This is a genomic window from Amycolatopsis orientalis DSM 43388 (genome assembly GCF_000411975.1).
Lineage (GTDB): Bacteria > Actinomycetota > Actinomycetes > Mycobacteriales > Pseudonocardiaceae > Amycolatopsis > Amycolatopsis orientalis_D.
The window spans coordinates 87,622-104,735 of the sequence record NZ_ASXG01000196.1 but is presented as its reverse complement, the minus strand read 5'-3'; the positions used below and the strand labels follow the sequence as shown (position 1 = coordinate 104,735).

Sequence of the window (17,114 nt, the reverse complement as noted above, 5' to 3'; positions counted from 1 at the left end):
TTTCGCGCCCTCCACTGACTGTCTTCCCAGGAGCGGACGTGGCCGAATGCTTCAGCTGGCAAGCAGAGCGGGAACGAGGCTCTCCAGTTCGTCGAGCGCGGCAGCGACCGCGGGATTGCTGCGCCCGCCAGGCCGGGTGACGGTGAGAATCTTCCGCCGCGGCTCGCCGGCACAAGGCAGGCGGACCACGGCGGAGTCAGCGGGCGCCTGCGCCGTCCGCGGCACGAGCGCGACGCCGAGCCCGTGGGAGACCAAGGCGAAGGTGGCGTTCCAGTTCAGCGCGTCGTGGGCGACGTCCGGGGTGAATCCGGCCGCACCGCAGGCGGACAGGACGTGCGTGCGGCACGTGCACGTAGCGCTCGGCACGATCCACGGCTCGCCGGCGGCCTCCGCGAGCTCGACCCGAGCGCGTCCGGCCAGCCGGTGGCCGGCGGAGACCACCAGGTCGAACGGGTCGTCCAGCAGGGGCCGCTGGTCGAACCGGGCGCGGTCGCGCGGCGGCTCGTCCGGGGCGGCCTCCACGACGGCCAGGTCGGCGTCGCCGTCGAACAGCCGGTCGAAGCACTCGGCGGCCTCGGCCTCGCTGATCTTCGGGACGAGCCGGGGATGGCGCGCGGCGAGCGCGGCGGCGGCCGGGGCGAGCAAAGCGCCCACCGCGACCGGAAACCCGGCGAGGCGCAGCACTCCGGCCGGCTCGTCGCCGTCGGCGCGCAGGTCCAGTTCGGCCAGTTCCCAGCGCGCCTGGATGTCGTCCGCGTGTGCCAGAAGCCGTTGCGCCGCAGGGGTGAGCCGCACCCGGCGGCCCTGCGGTTCGAGGAGGGCCACGCCGAGTTCCCGGCCCAGCTGCCGGATCTGCTGGGACGCCGCGGACGGCGTGAAGTGCAGCGCCCGCGCCGCGGCGGTCACGGTGCCGTAATGGTCCACCGCTCGCAGCACGTGAAGGCGACGCAGGTCAATCATTTAGACAATTCTTCACGGTTCGGTCCGGAAAGACAACCTGGACCTGTCGGGTTCGGCGCACCACGCTGGACGAAGATCAGCGGAGAAGGGAGTCCTGATGGGCACGGTGTGGCTGTCGCTGTTCGCCGAAGCCGTGGTGGTAACGGGGGTCGCGGCCGGATTGGCCCGCTGGTCGGCACGCTGGCCGGGCCCGGGCGCGAGACCACGCCGGAGCGCCGCGGCCTGGACCCTCGTCGGCCTGGTGTTGCTGGCCCTGAACCTGCGGGCAGCGATCACGGGCGTTCCCCCGGTCCTGAGCGAACTCCAGCACGAGTTCGGACTGTCCGGACTCGGAGTCAGCGTGCTCACCGCGGTGCCGGAACTGTGCGTCGGCATCTTTTCCGCGCTCGCCCCCGTGCTCGCGCGCCGGATCGGCACCGAGACGGCGATCGCCGCGGCTCTAGTCGCGATCACGATCGGACTGCTGCTGCGAGTGGTTTCCGTGCCGGCCGCGCTGTTCGCGGGCACTGTGCTGGCCGCAGCGGGAATCGCGGTCGGCAACGTCCTGCTCCCGGCGGTCATCAAGCGCTTCTTCCCCGACCGCATTGGACCGTTGACTGGCTTGTCGATGATGCTGCTGTCCGTCGGCGGCGCTGCCGGAGCGGGCCTGGCCGTCCCGCTGGAACACCTGGGCGGCTGGCAGTGGGCGCTGGCCGCGTGGGCGATCCCGGCCGCGCTTGCCGCTCTGGTCTGGGGCCCGCTCAGCCTCCGCACCCGACGGCGGGAACGCACGCCCTCTGCCGGGCGCGCGGCGGGGTCGCTGCTGCGCTCGCCGCTGGCGTGGTGCGTGATGGTCTTCATGGGGATGACGTCGTTGATGTTCTACACGCTGACGTCGTGGCTTCCCGAGATCATGCAAGGCCAGGGCTTCTCCGCCGCCACCGCCGGGACGATGAACTCGGTCGTCATCGTCATCGGCATCCCGCTCGGCTTCGTCGTGCCGGTCATCGCCGCCCGATTGCGCGACCAGCGACCGCTTGTCGTCGGAGTCGTGGCCCTGATGGCCGTCGGACTCGGCGGCCTGCTGCTCGCCCCACAGGCCGGTTGGCTCTGGATCGCGGTCTTCGGAGTCGCTACCGGCGCCGCGTTCCCGATCGCGTTGACCCTCCTCAACTTGCGTTCAGCCACCCACCAGGTCACGGCGCGGCTCTCGGGCATGGCCCAGTCCGGCGGCTACCTCCTCGCCGCGTGCGGCCCGCTCGCCTTCGGATTGCTGCACACCCTCACGGACGGGTGGAAAGCACCGATCTGGCTGCTGATCCTGCTGCTGGTGCCCGAACTCGCGTGCGGACTGGTGGCCGCCCGCCCCGGATTCGTCCGGTTGACCGCCACGCGGCTTCCGCGCCGACTCGCCCAGTCAGCCAGTTCTCGTTGACCAGCCGCGGGCGCGTCGCTTGGCCCGCGCAGCGTCACCTTCCGGGGATGAGGAGCAGGTCAACCTCGCGCCAGAAGCGTCCAATCCTCGGTGGACTCGACCATCCGGAACCGCTGTGCCAGGTAGCCGCCGTAGATGCGGTTCATCGCCTCGACGGTGTCCTGGCAGCAGCCTTGCCCGCTCCGCAGCTTGGGCACCATGACCCACTCCGCGTCCCCGAAAACCTGTTCGGCCGCCGGGTGCGTCTGCTCGTCGAAGCTGATCTCCAGGTCCCACCAGAGCGGGCCGCCGGTTGCCGGCGTCAGGTCCAGCGCGAATGCGAAGGGGTTGGCCAAGGACATGCTGACCACGCGATCACCGGGCCGGATGTGGCGGCGCAGCAAGGCTAACCCGTCGTCGAGCATTGCCGGGACCGCCGATGCGGTGCGGTAGGCCGTCTGCCACGTCGAGTCCGCTGGGACGACGAAGTCGCCGAGGTGCGGGCTTGTGATCCGTTGCGCCGGCGGCGGTGCGGCGACGACCTCGCGGCGAGCCGCGCTGATGCCGAGCGCCAACGCGTCCTTCCCGGCGATCGGCGCGGTTGTCGCGACGAGCAGCAGAACAAGCCCGGCGAGCAGCGGCACCGGCATCCGGCCGCGGCCGTCTCCCCCGGTCCAGCGCGGCAGCTCTGGTTTCAGGGCGGCTACCAGCACGAGCGGAATGACGACAAGAGCGGCGAGATCGGACTTCTCCGGGCTGTCGGCGGCGGAGATCACGACGCTCGACCCGAGCACGAACAGGGTGAGCACGAGCAGCCGCCACGGCCGCGCCGGTTCGCCGCGGCGTCTCGCAAGCCAGAAAAGACCGGCGACGACAAGCAAGGCGAGCACACCTGCCGGGGCGTTGTACGCGATGCTGTGCACCAGCAGGTTCAGGCGTTTCGCGGTTCCTTGCGCGGCAAACGCCGTCACGACATCTTTCGCGTAGCCGGCCGGACCGATCCCGAAACCCAGCCAGAACACCACGACGATCAGCCCGAAACCGGCGACCGCGCCGGCGACCGCGCGTGCGGCGAGGGTCCGCAGGATCAATCCGAGGACGACGGCGAGCACGGCCATCAGGAAGAAGTTGGCCTTGTCATAGGCGAGCAAACCGAGCAGCAGGCCGATCGCGGCGCCGTCGGTCAGCGGACGCCGGGTGCGCGGACGGACCAACGCGGCGAGCAAAAGCGTCGAGTAAAGGAGCCAGCCGAACTTGTTGTAGAGCATCGCGTACGTCGTCGTGCCCGGAGAGTAACCCGGCGGCCGGACGGAAATGACGAGCAATGCCATGAAGACGGTGAATCCTGTCGCGTACCCGCCGGGCAACCGCCGGTGCGCGACATATCCGGCGAGCACCGCGGCGACCGGGAGAAAGAGCAAACAGCCGTACGTCACCGCGGCGAACGACGGAACCGCCTGCAGCTGCATGCCGAGCGACGTGAGCGCATAAACGAGGGGCCCGATGGCGTTCGAGAAATCAGTGCCGGGCACCTGGCCTTGCGCGATCCGGTAGCCGCCGTCCAGCAGGATGAAATTGTCCCAGGGCGCCACGAGCGCGACCGGGCCGAGCCACCAGGAGAACAAGCCCAGCCCGACCACGGCGGTCACCGTCAGCAGCGGCCACCGCACCCGTCGCCGCGGTTCGAGCGCCGGCAGGTCCGCGTCTTCGAGCAGGAGATCATTTTCGGCCGCCATGCGCTTCCCATCCCCGGGATTCGTTCGACTGATCATTTCGAGGCAGCAAATACCGCTCGAGCTGCCTCGTAGTCGAAAAGAAAAGTCCGCACGTTACGTTCTCCGGCAGACTGATTCACCAAGGGAAAATTATTGACAAGCGACCCGCTTGAGCTATTTCACACCGCCGGGTCGGCAAGACAATCGAGCCCGGCGGACAAGCGCTCCGGGCCGAGGGAGTGTTCGGGTACCGGGTGGACCGGTCAGGGCAGGTCGTCGCGGTGCGCGCCTTCTGGGAGGTCGAGCGCACCATGCGGACCGCCTGACAGCCATGTGCGACGCGAAAGACGGGCGGCAGTTCGACGCCAGGACACCCAGTACACGACGTACGGAACCGCGGCGAGCAAACCCAGAGCGGAAATGCCGAGGCCGGTCACGGCGATCGCGTAAGTGTCGCTCCAATCGGAGAACGCGGTTTCGTGCATGAGACTGACGGCACCCGCGAACTGCACGGCGGCCCCGACACCGATCAGCGCCATCGCGGCCGCGGTCAGGCGCCGGAGACGTTTTTGCCAGGGCAGCAGCGGAACCGCGGAGCGCCGTTCGGTCTTCGGGACCCGCAGCCAAGCCACTCCCGCTGCCGCGCCGACCAGCAGGCCCCCGGCGATTGCCGCCATCCCGAACAAGAGAGCTCCGCCGCCGCCGATATTGGCTCCGGTGTTCGGCGGCTGCAAGACGAAGGAGAGGTATCCCAGCCCTTGCAGGACGACCCCGGCAACGGTGATCCAGATCGCGACGAGCATCAACGTCTTGACAGTGGTTCTCATGATTCCTTCCGGCTGAATGACGCCTCGGCTCGGCGAGGCCGGGTGCGTGCTCGTCCGCTGGATGACGAAGCGGAGTACGGTGCGCACATTCTGGGAGACCGAGCGGACGATGCCGCCTCCCTGATCGCTATGCGTTAGGCGAGAAGCGGGGAGCAGTGCTCCACCAGTACAACGCGGGGGCAAGGCCGCTCAGCACTCCGGCGCCGGAAATGCAGAGGCCGACCACGAAGGCCGGGATATCGCTCGCGAAACCACTGCCTGGCGGCCCGTCGAAGAAAAGGGGACCCACGCCCAGCACGATCGCCCCGACTGCGCTCAGGACGATCGCGGCCGCTGTCAAGCGCTTCAGCCGCGTTTCCCAGGGCAGGAGTCCGGCAGGCGGAGGCCAATCGCCCCTGTTGGCCCGCAGCCAAGCCAGCGCCGCCGTCAGGGCGACCAGCAGACCCGCCCCCGCCGCGCACATCCCGAAGAAAAGGGAGCCGGCCGCGCCGAAATTGAAGCCGGGCCCGGACGGCTCGGCGATCGCCATCAGGGCCCCCGCGCTCAGCAGCAGGTCCCCGCCAACGATCAGCCAGCCCGCAGTCACGGTCAAACGTCTGACGGTGGCTCTCGTAATGTCCGCGGTAATCTCCTGACCCCTTCCGGTGAATGACGCCTCCGCTCGGCGGCCCGGCGCTGTGTGACAGCACCGCCTTCGCCTCGCAGTCCCCCTCCTGTTCACCCAGCCGCCCGGGTCACGCACCTCCGGCCCGGCCGACAGCCGCCGGACAGGCACGAACAGCGAACGAAACGCAGGAACAACCGATTTCAGGCAAAAGCATTGTATCCGGTCATCACCACCCCGGCGAGGTTCCGCAGCAGTGTCTCCGAACGGTTACCAAAGATCGCGCGGCGACCCGCTCCTGGCGATCGAGCGCCGAGAGCAGGGCGTGGCCGCGGGAAAACCCGCTCAGCCGTCCCGCTGGGCGGGGATCACGACTGCGGACCGGTTGCCGCGATAGCGGGCCACCACGACCCGGACACCGTTGCGGAACGCGTCCGCCGTCGCGGCGAGAACCGTGCTGCGCGGCACCGGATGCGGAACGTCGAGCCCGGTCATCGGCCGTGCGAGGCCGATTCCGCGGACTGTCCACCGCAACCGCCCGTCCTTGTCCTGTTCGGTGAACTCCAGCGAAACCGGGCGCAGCGCCGCCAAGCGCACCAGCCCGCTGTCCGGGCCGGTCGGGATCAGCACGTCGCCCGCGTCGAGGAGTAGGCAGACCCGCGGAACCGGCTTCAGCCCGTCGATCGCGACAATCCCGCGACGGCCCCGTTCGGGTGACCGGAGCAGCCGGACGCATTCGCGATGCGTCAGCTCCACGTCGTCCATCGCCCAGCTCCTCCCCCGCACCTCGGTGAGACCAGGATCCCGATTCCGCCCGGCGGCGCGCAAGAACGCCCACCGCCCGGACATCGCCTCTGTTCGGGGCGGAGCATTTCTTGCTGCTCATGAACTATTCGCCCGGAAAGTCGAGCACGCCAGACCGCTCACCGGGTCGTGGGACGGGCCGAGACGGCGGCCGCTGGTCAAGCACAGGAAAGGCGCGGCCGCACGGCTCCGTTCCCGCGCACGATCGAGAAACCCTTGCCGCGCGGGGAAACGCTCAAGGCAGGTCCGCGGTGAGCAAGCGCAGGCCCTGCTCGAAGAGTGCGTTCAGGTCCGTTCCGGTCAGGTGGTCCTGAGCTTCGGCGAGGTGCGGGTAGTCGCCGTCCTGGATGGCCTGGCGCAGCTGGCCGATGTCGGCGGGCAGGTTCGGACCGGACTGAAGCGCGGCTTGCTCCTCGAGGACGTGACCGGTCGCGAAGTGCAGGACCAGCAGCGCGGTCTTCATCGCGGCCTCGGCATCGAGCCCGGTCTCGCGCAGGGCGGCGTTGAGGGCTTCGGCAAAGCCCAGGGTGTTCGGCCCGGTGGCATGCGTGCCCGCGTAGACCCGGGCGCCGTCGCGATAAGACAGAAGTGCGGTGCGCAGGGTCCTCGCGAGGGCCAGTACCCGCTCCCGGGGCTCGGCGATTCCGTCGGCCGCGGCGTGGCAGCCGTCCAGCATCGCTTCGGCCATGGCGGTCAGCAAGGCCGTTTTCGTCGGGAAGTAGCCGTAGAGCGTCCCCACCTGGACGCCGACCGCGGCGGCCAGCTTCCGCATGGTGAGCGCGTCGAGGCCTTCTTCGTCGAGCAGCCGGAGCGCGGCGGCGGTGACGTGGGCCCGGTCGGCGGCGGGCGGGCGGCCTCGGGTGCGGGGCTGGTGCGCGGTCATGTCGAGGCGAGCCTACCAGCGTGTTTGACAGCTTCGCCCTTCCTCAGGACACTGGCGGCAGTCTTAAATGAACGTTGTTCGGAAAATAGTGGAGGCGACGATGGACCCCGATGTCGTGATCAGCGGAGCGGGCCCGACCGGGTTGCTCCTCGGCGCCGAACTGGCGCTGGCCGGAGTGCGTGTCCGGATTCTCGAGCGGCAGCGGAAGCGGCACGGGCAGTCCCGCGCTCTCACGCTGCATCCGCGCAGCATCGAGATCCTCGAACTGCGCGGTATCGCCGACCGGTTTCTCGCGCTGGGCCGCACCGTCCCGAGCTGGCATTTCGCCGGGCTCTCCCGAGAACTCGACTTCTCCGTGCTCGACACCCGCCACGGCTACACCCTGTTCCTGGAGCAGGCGCGGACCGAGGAACTGCTCGAAGAACGCGCGCGGGAACTGGGCGTCGAAATCTCCTACGAGCACGAATTCGTGTCGCTGACCCAGGACGAGGCCGGGGTTGAGGTCGCAGGGATCGGACCGGACGGAGACTTCCGGCTTCGCGCGGCCTATGTCGTCGGCTGCGACGGCGGACGGAGCAAGGTGCGGGAGTCCGCCGGCATCGGATTCCCGGGTTCGGACGGCACGATGAGTTCGATGCTCGGCGACTTCGCCGTCGTCGACCAGGACGAGATCGCTGCCGCCCGACGGGGTCCGGTGCTGATCGCACCGCTTTCCGGAAGCGTGACCCGGCTCGTGGTCACCAGTCCGCGGCGAATGCGGGTCCCGGCAACGGAACCCGTGACCTTCGAGGAGTTCCGCGAAACGCTGGTGGAACTGACGGGTACGTCCTTCGGGATCGCGGAGCCGCATTGGCTGTCGCGGTTCGGCAATGCCACGCGGCTGGCCGAGAACTACCGGTCCGGTCGCGTTTTCCTCGCGGGCGACGCGGCGCACATCCATTTCCCCGCGGCGGGCCAGGGCCTCAACACCGGCTTGCAGGACGCGATGAATCTCGGCTGGAAACTCGCCGCCGAGATCAACGGCTGGGCACCGCCGGGGCTGCTCGACACCTACCACGCCGAGCGATTCCCCGTGGGGCAGTTGGTCACCGACAACACCCAGGCCCAGACGCTGCTGCTGGAACTCACACTCGTCCCCGAGTACCAGCGCCCGGTGGCCGCGCTGCGCGCGCTGCTGGATTCGCTGCTGGAGATCCCCGAGGTCAACGCCCGGCTGGCCGGCCTGGTGTCCGCCTTGTCGACGTCCTATCCGGCACCGGACGGCGACCCGCTCGTCGGCGCCCGGATGCCTCGATCGGAAGGCGCGGACTTGGTGCGCAGCGGCACTTTCGGCTACCTCGGGGACGGCGCGGCGCAGGTCGCCGAGGCCTGGGAAGACCGGATCACCGCGGAGAGCACCCGGCCCGGGAATCTTCGCGAAGTCCTGATCCGGCCGGACGGGCACATCGCCTGGGTGCGCCGCGAAACCGATCCGCCGGACCCCGCGCGGCGGGAAGCCGCGCTCACGGCATGGCTCGGCGCCCCGAAGCACGCGGCGGTGCGGCGATGACCGAATACCTGACGCCTCCCGGGCTGCACCGCATTCCGGGAGCCTTCACGCCGGTCGTACGAGTGGACGGCCTCGTTTTCCTCTCCGGGCAAGTAGCTTGGGACGAGCACGGGAACCTCTGCGGCGAGGACCACGTGACCCAAATGCGGCGGATCGCGCGGAACCTCGACGTCGCGCTCGCCGCGGCTGGCTGCGGACGCGAAGACGTCGTCAAGGAAACCGTTTACGTGGCGGACTACCGCCCCGAGCTGCTCCCCGGACTCTTCGCTCCGCTGCGCGAAGGGGTGCCCGCGGCTCCGGCGAGCACGCTGGTCGGGGTCGCGGCGCTGTTCGCCCCCGAGGTGCTGGTCGAGGTCGACGTCGTCACGAAAGTGCCCGCGCAGTAAGCCACTGCGTTTTGGCGCACGGCGCCGGGGCATGGGACCGGATCCCGACGCGGTCGCCCGAGGCCGGACGCACCGTTTCCGCGCCCACGCTCGCCGGTCGCGGCTTGCTGCAGCACGCCGACGAGGCCAGGCCGCCCTCGTCGGCCACAGCTACGGCGCGATGGTCCTCGCCGGTGTCGCGGACGCGCGTCCGGACCAGGCACGTGGAACGAGCTATCTCGACGCTTCCTCCCCTCCTCTGGCGAATCAGCGTTCGACCCGATAATGGTGGCGCGGCAGCTGTTCACCGAAGCGGCAATGTCCCGCCGCCGTTCGGGCACGACGCTCTCAGCCTCGCCGACCCCGAAGGTGGTCTCGCGGCTGCGGCCGATCGACCTCGCCACCCACGAGCAACCCATGCCGCCGTCTTCGCTCCGGCAACCGCCGAGCCGCTACGTTCTTTTCGGCGACCACTCCCCTTCGCCGCTAGATCGGCCCGTGCCGAGAGCACGGGATGGCGTGCCGGACCTTCGTGACCGGCCACTTTGGACTGTGGATGGCGGCCGCCGAAGGGTGCGCGGCCGGCCACGACCGGCGACGGCCGGATCCGCTGGACGTGTGGGCCGCCGCGGCCTTCCGGCACCGATCCGGGCCGCGCGGACGCGGCGAGCGGTTGCGGGCGGCGAGCGAACGCGACAGCTTCAACCGTTCGGGTTCCGGCTCGCGCCCGAGGCCCGCGGTTCGTTTCGACCTCGCCACCGGAAAACTCGCGGAAGTCCGCTAGACGGGAACCACATGCGGGTGCGGGTAGATCGCGTGCAGCTGCATCCACCCGGCGGCCACGCCCAGCTAGTGGCCACCGGGGAACTCACCGGAAGCACCCGGCCCGCCGCATCGACGCGGCCGCCCCGCTAACATCCACAATGGACTGTCGGCCACCGCGGGCCGTCCTTTCGGCCTCATCGGCTTCGAGACGGCCGGATCGGCCGCCGGAGCAGCGGGAGTCCGGCGCGGGGAGCGGGAGACGCGCGACAGTGTCCGCTGCAGAGCCTGAGCCGTGCCAGAGCCGTCGGGCCGGCGGGCAGGCCGGACCGCTCCGCCAGGGATCGGCCCGGCGGGCACGGCCTACCAGCCCAGCGAGGAATGCTCCACGAGCACGCCGGTGTCCGGGCCGACCCAGCTACCGCTGGCGACGCGGAGCCCGACCGCGCTGCTGGCCGCGCCGGAATTCCCGCAGCCGCGATGCCGTCCCGGCCAGGATCCGCTCCGGTTCGCCGCCCGGATGCGGCACCCGCGTCGACGGAGCGCGGCACCACGCGACGGCGTACTCGCCAGTGTCCTGAGGAGGAATCGCGCCGCGGTTCAGCACGGCGCGATTCCCGCTCAGCGCAGCCGAGGGAAAAGCGCCCGGGCGTTCCCGGAGTCGATCGCTCGGCTTTGTTCGGCGGTCAGTCCGCTTTCGGTGTCCAGGATTTCGGTGAACCGCGTGCCCACTTCCGGCGGGGCGTAAGGGAAGTCGCTGCCGTAGAGAATCCGGGCCGGATCGGCGAACCGGGCGAGCGCGCCGAAGGCGTATTCCCCGGACGAGAGCGCGGTGTCCCAGTAGAAGCTGCGGAACCGCGCCAGGAAGTCGTCCGCGGTGGGCCCGGCGGGCTCCAGCGCGGCCTGGATCTGACAGAACCGCAACGCCGCGAAGGGCACGAAACCGCCCGCGTGCGAAAGGATGATCCGCACGTTCGGGTACCGCTCGGTGATGCCGTGGAACACCATGTGCACCGCGTTGCGCGTGGTGTCGAACGGATAGTCCACCAGCGGTCCCGGAACCTCGGGAAGCAACGGGACGAGTGGGTGCGCGGGATGGACGAAGACCACCGCGCGATGCCGGTCCAGTGTCTCCCACAGCGGCGCGTAGCGGTCGTCGCCCAGATAGCTTCCGGAGTAGTTGGACAGCAGGACCACGCCGTCGGCCTGGAGCGCGCCGAACGCGTGGTCCACCTCCCCGACCGCGCCTTCGACGTCGGGCAGCGGGACGGTGGCGAACAGCCCGAACCGGTCCGGGCGTTCCCGCACCAGGTCGGCGGTGTATTCGTTGACGCGGCGGGCCGTCTCGCGACGCGCCGGGCCGGACCAGCCCGTCACGCTCGGGGCGGTGAGCGACAGTACGCTCGTGGCGACGCCGTTGGCGTCCATGAATTTCAGGTGGTCGTCCGGCGTCCACGGCGGAACCGACCAGCCCGACGGGTCGCCGCCGTGCGCTGCGAGTGCCTCGCCCCAGAACGGAGGGACCAGGTGGGTGTGGACGTCGATGCGTTCGCGGTCGATCATGCCTCCACCGTGCGCGGCCGGAGCCGGGCGCGGGAGGGGCAGAATCCGATCCCCCTCCCCCGGAGCCCTCGCTGATGGCGCGCGACCCGCGGCTCGCCCAGCTCGGAGCGTTCCTGCACGCCCGCCGCGACGAAGCACCGCCGCCCGCCGCCGCGAAATCGGGGCGGCGGCAGGTGCCCGGCCTCCGGCGCGGCGAGGTCGCGGCGCTGGCCTTCGTCAGCGACGAGTACTACAGGAGGATCGAACAGGGCCGGGTCGTGCCGAGCACCGACGTGATCCGCCGGATCGCCGCCGCGCTCGGGCTCGACGCCGACCAGACGCGGTACGCCCTGGATCTCGTCGCGACGACGGACGCCCCGCCGGAGAACCCCGAGCCGAGCGATCCGCTGCGCCGCCTGGTCGACCGGATGGGCGAGGTGCCCGCGGTCCTCGTCGGCCCGGCGACCTCGGTGCTGGCCTGGAACCCCGCGGCGGCGCGGCTGCTGACCGATTTCGGCGCGGTGCCGCCGGAACGCCGCCGGTACGCGCAGCTGCTGTTCACCGATCCGGTGCTCCAGAGCCGCTTCGCCGACCTGGAAGCCATGCGGCGCACCACGATCGGCATCGTGCGCGCGAGCACCCCGGCGGGCCCGCCGACCGGGGACTGGATCGACGAGCTGCTGCGCACGGACCCCGCGTTCAAGGCTCTCTGGGAACGCAACGACGTCGTGCGGCCGCATACCCATCTGCGGGTGCGGCTGCGTCTTCCGGACGGCAACGAGGAGACGGTGGACCAGGTGGTGCTGCAGGTCGTCGACAATCCTCAGCAGCGGCTGATCACGCTCGTCCCGGCGGAGTAGCCAGCCCTCGGCAACCGAACGGGACACAGGAGGGCCCGCCACCGTCGCGATCAGTTCCGCTCGTCAACCGCTCAGAACAGCGTCGCGGGCTCCACCGGCTCCGGTTCCGGCAGTGCCTCCAGGCTCGGCACCAACGCGCGCACGTCGGCGTGGAACCGGCGGGCCAGCGCCGGTGCTTCGTCGTTGTCCGGAGTGTGCAGGAAAACCGTCGGCGAGCGGCCTTCCCGCAGCCAGCCGGCGACGACCTCGGTCCACGGCTGCCAACCGGCGACCGTCTCCTCCACCGAGTCCCGGCCCAGGTAGCGGACGACCGGGCGGTCGGTCAGCGCTCGCGTCCGGCGCGGCAGCCGCGGTTTCTTCGCCCAGGCGTCCTGTTCGGCCTCGCTGGCCGGCGGGCGCTGGAAGAAGACCGTGGTGTCGAACGGCACCCACTCGGCTGACGCGGTGGCGAGCGTCCCTTCCAACAGCGACGTCGCTTTGGCGTCGGCGAAGAACTCGGGATGCCGCACCTCGACCGCACGCCGGAGATGGGCCGGAAGACGGCGCAGAAAGCGGCCGAGGACGTCGACGTCCGCTGGTCCGAACGAGCCGGGCACCTGGGTCCACAGCACGGCGCGCTCGCCGAGGGGTTCGAGCGCGTCCAGGAATGCCCGCATCTCGGTCTCGACCCCGGCGAACCGGCGCTCGTGCGTCACCGCCTTGGGCACCTTGACCACGAACCGGAAGTCGGGGCCGGTCTGCTGCGCCCACGTCTCGACGGTGGACCGGGCGGGCGTCGCGTAGAAGGTGGTGTTGCCTTCGACCGCGTTGCACCAGCTCGCGTAGGCCCGCAGACGCTCCTTCGCCGGCAGCGACTGCGGCAGGAACCGCCCCGGCCACGCCTTGTGCGTCCACATCGCGCAGCCGACATGAAGACGTGCCACCGTCGTCCGCTCCCCTCGTCCGCTAGGGGAAGTTACTACCCGGGCGGCGGTTTCCCCGCAGGGCCCTTCACCCGTGCGTCCGGGGCCGGTAGTCGCCGTACCGGTGCCGCCGGGCGGGACCCCGGCGGCGCAGCAAATGTGCCGGCACGTAGTGGCTGACCGGCCGCGACCAGCGGTCGTCGGCGGTGACGAGCTGGTAGGTGACCCAGCCGAGCAGCCCGCCGTCCTCGCGGCGCGCCCATTCGAACAGCAGCCCGGGATGCTCGGTCTCGATCCGCAGCCCGGCACGGTCGCGCGGCGCGAGGATCTCGGTGCCCAGCACGAGCAGCTTCCGCACGCCCACCCACACCGGAATCGGCGGATCCACTTTCCGCACCGACGACGGCCACTCGCTCACCTCTGGCTCACCTGCTCGCTTCCCCGCTCCGGGCCGTCCCGGCTCTCGGCGGCCCAGAGCAGCAGTCGAACATGTGTTCGCCTGGGAAGTCAAATTGGACTGAACAGCCCGTGACGCGGGTCTCGCGGGTGCGCGATGCTGTCCGCCAGGCGTCCGGAAGGCCGCGACCTCGCGACGCTGGCCAGCGGAGCCGGCTGAACGTTTCCGCCAGCGCGGAGCGGGTATGCGGCCCGCATGCGGATCGTGCTCACAGGCGCCAGCGGCAACGTCGGCACCGCGCTGCTGCGTGCCCTCGACCCCGGCCACGAACTCGTCGGCGTCGCCCGCCGGGTGCCGGACCGCGCCGCCGAGCCGTACTCGCGCGCGGAGTGGCATTCGGCGGACATCGGCGCGCCGGGCGCCGACGAACTGCTGACCGAGATCTTCGCCAGCGCGGACGCGGTCGTGCACCTGGCCTGGGCCATCTCCCCGGTGTGGAGCGACCCGCCGATGGCCCGCACCAACGAGGGCGGGACCGCGAACGTGCTGAAGGCCGTCGACAAGGCAGGCGTCGGACATCTGGTCTGCGCTTCTTCGGCGGCCGCCTACGCGCCGGAGCCGAACGACGAAAAAGTCTCCGAAGACTGGCCGTGCCGCGGGATCGCGTCCAGCGCTTACAGCCGGGGCAAGGCGGATCTGGAAGAGGCGCTGAGCCTGTTCACGTCCACGCATCCGGACATCGCCGTCGCCTGGATGCGGCCGTGCGCGATCCTGCAGCGGCGTGCGGCAGGCGAATTCACCCGGTGGCTGCTCCCGCCGGTCCTTCCGCCCCGCTTGGTCGGCGGCCGGTTCTCGCCGGTGCCGTTGTGGCAGGGCTTGCGGCTGCAGGCGGTGCACACCGACGACGTCGCCGAAGCGTTCCGGCTCGCCCTTGACCAGCGAGCGGTCGGCCCGTTCAACCTCGCCGCCGACGACGTGCTCGACGCCGCCGCGTTCGCCCACGCGATCGGCGGCACCCGGGTCGCCGTGCCGAAGCCGGCCGCGCGGACGGTCGCGCGCGCGGCCTGGCTCGCCGGGCTCCAGCCGTTGCACCCGGGCTGGCTCGAACTCGCCGACCGCGCCGCGCTGGTCGACACCTCGCGGGCACGGCTCGTGCTCGGCTGGACGCCGCGGCACAGCTCGGCCGAAACCGTCCGGGACCTGGTCGCCGGGATGCGCCGCAAGGACGGCGCGCCGTCGGCCCCGCTCGCCTCCGCGCGGCCCGGCCTGCTCGACCGCGCGCGGACGCTGGGCAGGGGCCGCCCGACGCGCCAGTCGCAGGCCTGAGCCCGTGCACACCGCCGACGCGATCGTCATCGGGGCCGGGCACAACGGCCTCGTCGCGGCCAACCTGCTCGCCGATGCGGGCTGGGACGTCGTCGTCCTGGAAGAACAACCCGTCCCCGGCGGGGCCTTGCGCACCGAGGAAATCACCGCGCCGGGATTCCGTTCGGACCTGTGCGCCGCGTTCTTCCCGCTCGGCGCGGCCTCCCCGGTGCTCCGCGGCCTCGGCCTGGCCGAGCACGGCCTGCGCTGGCTCCACGCGCCGGACGCGCTCGCGCACGTTTTCCCGGACGACCGCTGCGCCGTCCTTTCCCGCGACCTGGACCGCACCGCGGAATCGGTCGCCCGGTTCGCTGCCGGGGACGCGAAATCGTGGCGCGAGCTTTTCTCGCAATGGCAAGGGTTCCGCGACGAATTCCTCGACGCGTTGTTCACCCCGTTCCCTCCGCTGCGGGCCGGTGCCCGGTTCCTGCGCCGGACCGGAACGGCCGAATCGCTGCGGCTCGCGCGGATGCTCACGCTGCCCGCCCGCCGGTTCGCCCGCGAACGCTTCGCCGGCGAAGGCGCCCGGTTGCTGTTGTCCGGAAACGCCGCGCACAGCGACCTTTCCGTCGACAACGCCGGAAGCGCGGTTTTTGGCTGGCTGCTGGGGATGCTGGCCCAGGACGTCGGTTTCCCGGTGCCCGAGGGCGGCGCGAGCGAACTGGCGGCGGCGCTGACCCGGCGGCTGCGGGCGAAGGGCGGCGCTGTCCACTGTGGAGTCTCGGTGACCGAGGTGCTGGTGGCGCGCGGCAAGGCGGTGGGGGTGCGGTGCGCGGACGGCGAGCCGATCCGGGCTCGCAAGGCGGTGCTGGCCGACGTCACCGCGGAGATGTTGTACGGCAAGTTCGTCGCCCCGGAATGGCTGCCGGCCCGGTTGCTGGCGGATCTCCAGGTCTTCGAATGGGACAGCGCGACGGTGAAGCTCGACTGGGCGTTGTCCGAACCGATCCCGTGGACCGCCAAGGACGCCCGCGGCGCGGGAACCGTGCATTTGGGCTGCGACGAGGACGGATTGTCCGCTTTCGGCGCGGAACTGGCGCGGGATCGCGTGCCCGAGCAGCCGTTTCTGTTGCTGGGCCAGATGACGACGGCGGACTCGACCCGCTCGCCGGCGGGCACTGAGTCCGTGTGGGCTTACACGCACCTCCCCCGCGGAAGCGACCCCGACACGGTGCGCCGGCAGGCCGAACGCGTCGAAGCGACCGTGGAGCGCAACGCACCCGGCTTCCGCGACCTGATCCTGGCCCGGCGCGTGCAGGGCCCGGCGGAGCTGGCCGGCCACGACGCGAACCTCGTCGGCGGCGCGATCAACAGCGGCACGACGGCGATCCACCAGCAGCTGTTCTTCCGTCCGGTGCCGGGTCTCGGCCGCGCCGACACGCCGGTGGACCGGCTTTACCTCGCCGGTGCCGCGGCCCATCCCGGCGGCGCGGTGCACGGCGGGCCAGGCGCGAACGCCGCCCGCGCCGCGCTGGCCCGCGACCGCCTGCTGGGCTCCGGGTACGCTGCGGTGATCCGTGCGGCGAACCGGGCCGTCTACCGCTGACCCGGCTCTCCGGTCCCCCGCCAGCGTCCCAGCGCCAACGCCGCCAACCGCGCCAGCGACTCCCGGTTGCGCGGGCCCAGCACCAACGCCTGCACGCTCTCCGGCAGCAAACTGCCCACCCCGCCGGTCACCCGCTCCGCCATCCGGACCGTGGTCTCGCCCGCCCCGTCCGGGACCAGCGAAAGCTCGATCTTCGCCGTGCCGAGAGCACCTCCGCGAGCTTCCAGTTCCAGGGAAACCCCGGGCTCGACCGCCACCACCGCCGTGGTGTCGTCCAGCTGCAGCGGCCATCCCCCGAAGCTGTGGTGAATGCGCGCGCCCACCTGCGGCCAGCTCGCGTCGACGTCGCGGATGTGGCAACTGCCCACGACCCACCCCGAATACGACCAGCCGTCCGCCAGCACCTCGAACACCGCTTCCGGCGGCGCGGGGACCGTCCGGCTCACTTCGACCATGCGTCTCCTCCTCGTTTTCCGCCGGATTCCCCCGGGCGGGGCGGGCAAACTCCCGGGCAGCGCGAAGCGGCAGGGCAGTGGAGGGCCGGCAGCCGCGGTGGAAGGCGATCGCCTCCGTACCCGGCGCGGGCAGCCGCGGTGGACCAGGTCGACGCGGCGATCCGGTCGCCACGGGCGGGCCTGCG

General features: G+C 71.1%; 17 protein-coding genes. 7 read left to right on the top strand and 10 right to left on the bottom strand.

The genetic code is table 11. The annotated features are described in order from the left end of the window. Positions 1 to 51: 51 nt before the first annotated feature. Positions 52 to 960, bottom strand: a complete 909-nt coding sequence (locus L942_RS40495) for a LysR family transcriptional regulator (RefSeq protein WP_037370644.1) — start codon at positions 958 to 960, stop codon at positions 52 to 54. A 97-nt stretch (positions 961 to 1,057) separates the two neighbouring features. On the opposite strand from L942_RS40495, the gene L942_RS40490 reads away from it, so the two are divergent. Next, positions 1,058 to 2,374, top strand: coding sequence for a CynX/NimT family MFS transporter (locus L942_RS40490; protein ID WP_081655425.1), 1,317 nt, complete (start codon positions 1,058 to 1,060; stop codon positions 2,372 to 2,374). Positions 2,375 to 2,433: 59 nt separating this feature from the next. Here the strand turns inward: L942_RS40490 and L942_RS40485 are convergent, their stop codons facing one another. The 5 genes from L942_RS40485 to L942_RS40465 form a co-directional block, all read right to left on the bottom strand. Continuing rightward, complete coding sequence (locus L942_RS40485; RefSeq protein WP_037370643.1) at positions 2,434 to 4,089, bottom strand: hypothetical protein; 1,656 nt, start codon at positions 4,087 to 4,089, stop codon at positions 2,434 to 2,436. A 242-nt stretch (positions 4,090 to 4,331) separates the two neighbouring features. Further along, complete coding sequence (locus L942_RS44735) at positions 4,332 to 4,895, bottom strand: hypothetical protein (protein ID WP_158684609.1); 564 nt, start codon at positions 4,893 to 4,895, stop codon at positions 4,332 to 4,334. Positions 4,896 to 5,022: 127 nt separating this feature from the next. Then, positions 5,023 to 5,487, bottom strand: a complete 465-nt coding sequence (locus tag L942_RS40475; RefSeq protein ID WP_037370640.1) for a hypothetical protein — start codon at positions 5,485 to 5,487, stop codon at positions 5,023 to 5,025. A gap of 357 nt (positions 5,488 to 5,844) precedes the next feature. Continuing rightward, positions 5,845 to 6,264 carry a hypothetical protein gene (locus tag L942_RS40470; protein WP_037370638.1) on the bottom strand — a complete coding sequence of 140 codons (420 nt, stop codon included), beginning with the start codon at positions 6,262 to 6,264 and terminating at the stop codon, positions 5,845 to 5,847. 274 nt (positions 6,265 to 6,538) lie between these two features. Then, complete coding sequence (locus tag L942_RS40465; RefSeq protein ID WP_037370637.1) at positions 6,539 to 7,186, bottom strand: TetR/AcrR family transcriptional regulator; 648 nt, start codon at positions 7,184 to 7,186, stop codon at positions 6,539 to 6,541. 100 nt (positions 7,187 to 7,286) lie between these two features. On the opposite strand from L942_RS40465, the gene L942_RS40460 reads away from it, so the two are divergent. From L942_RS40460 to L942_RS40450, 3 genes are all read left to right on the top strand, one after another. Beyond that, entirely contained in the window at positions 7,287 to 8,735 is a 1,449-nt protein-coding gene (locus L942_RS40460; protein WP_037370636.1) for an FAD-dependent monooxygenase, read from the top strand. Next, entirely contained in the window at positions 8,732 to 9,121 is a 390-nt protein-coding gene (locus L942_RS40455) for a RidA family protein (RefSeq protein ID WP_037370885.1), read from the top strand. Before L942_RS40460 ends, L942_RS40455 begins: the two co-directional genes overlap by 4 nt. Before the next feature lie 511 nt (positions 9,122 to 9,632). Beyond that, complete coding sequence (locus L942_RS40450) at positions 9,633 to 9,884, top strand: hypothetical protein (protein WP_158684608.1); 252 nt, start codon at positions 9,633 to 9,635, stop codon at positions 9,882 to 9,884. Between the two features lie 599 nt (positions 9,885 to 10,483). Here L942_RS40450 and L942_RS40440 read toward each other — a convergent pair. Next, on the bottom strand, positions 10,484 to 11,425 hold the full coding sequence (locus tag L942_RS40440; RefSeq protein WP_037370633.1) for an amidohydrolase family protein: 942 nt from the start codon (positions 11,423 to 11,425) through the stop codon (positions 10,484 to 10,486). A gap of 74 nt (positions 11,426 to 11,499) precedes the next feature. Here L942_RS40440 and L942_RS42420 point away from each other — a divergent pair, with 74 nt between their 5' ends. Beyond that, positions 11,500 to 12,264, top strand: coding sequence for a helix-turn-helix domain-containing protein (locus L942_RS42420; protein WP_051166576.1), 765 nt, complete (start codon positions 11,500 to 11,502; stop codon positions 12,262 to 12,264). Between the two features lie 71 nt (positions 12,265 to 12,335). Here L942_RS42420 and L942_RS40430 read toward each other — a convergent pair whose 3' ends face one another. Continuing rightward, positions 12,336 to 13,160: a DUF72 domain-containing protein gene (locus tag L942_RS40430; RefSeq protein ID WP_037370632.1), complete on the bottom strand. Its 825-nt coding sequence runs from the start codon at positions 13,158 to 13,160 to the stop codon at positions 12,336 to 12,338. Between the two features lie 94 nt (positions 13,161 to 13,254). Further along, positions 13,255 to 13,584 (bottom strand): hypothetical protein, encoded by a 330-nt coding sequence (locus L942_RS42415; protein WP_051166575.1) that lies wholly within the window; start codon positions 13,582 to 13,584, stop codon positions 13,255 to 13,257. Positions 13,585 to 13,818: 234 nt separating this feature from the next. On the opposite strand from L942_RS42415, the gene L942_RS40420 reads away from it, so the two are divergent. Together L942_RS40420 and L942_RS40415 are read left to right on the top strand one after the other, a co-directional pair. Next, positions 13,819 to 14,889, top strand: coding sequence for an NAD-dependent epimerase/dehydratase family protein (locus L942_RS40420; RefSeq protein ID WP_037370631.1), 1,071 nt, complete (start codon positions 13,819 to 13,821; stop codon positions 14,887 to 14,889). Between the two features lie 4 nt (positions 14,890 to 14,893). Beyond that, a complete protein-coding gene (locus L942_RS40415) occupies positions 14,894 to 16,474 on the top strand; it encodes a phytoene desaturase family protein (protein WP_037370629.1) in 1,581 nt (526 codons plus the stop codon). Here L942_RS40415 and L942_RS40410 read toward each other — a convergent pair. After that, positions 16,465 to 16,929, bottom strand: coding sequence for an SRPBCC family protein (locus L942_RS40410; protein ID WP_037370627.1), 465 nt, complete (start codon positions 16,927 to 16,929; stop codon positions 16,465 to 16,467). The two genes, L942_RS40415 and L942_RS40410, sit on opposite strands and share 10 nt — an antisense overlap. Between the last annotated feature and the right edge of the window lie 185 nt (positions 16,930 to 17,114).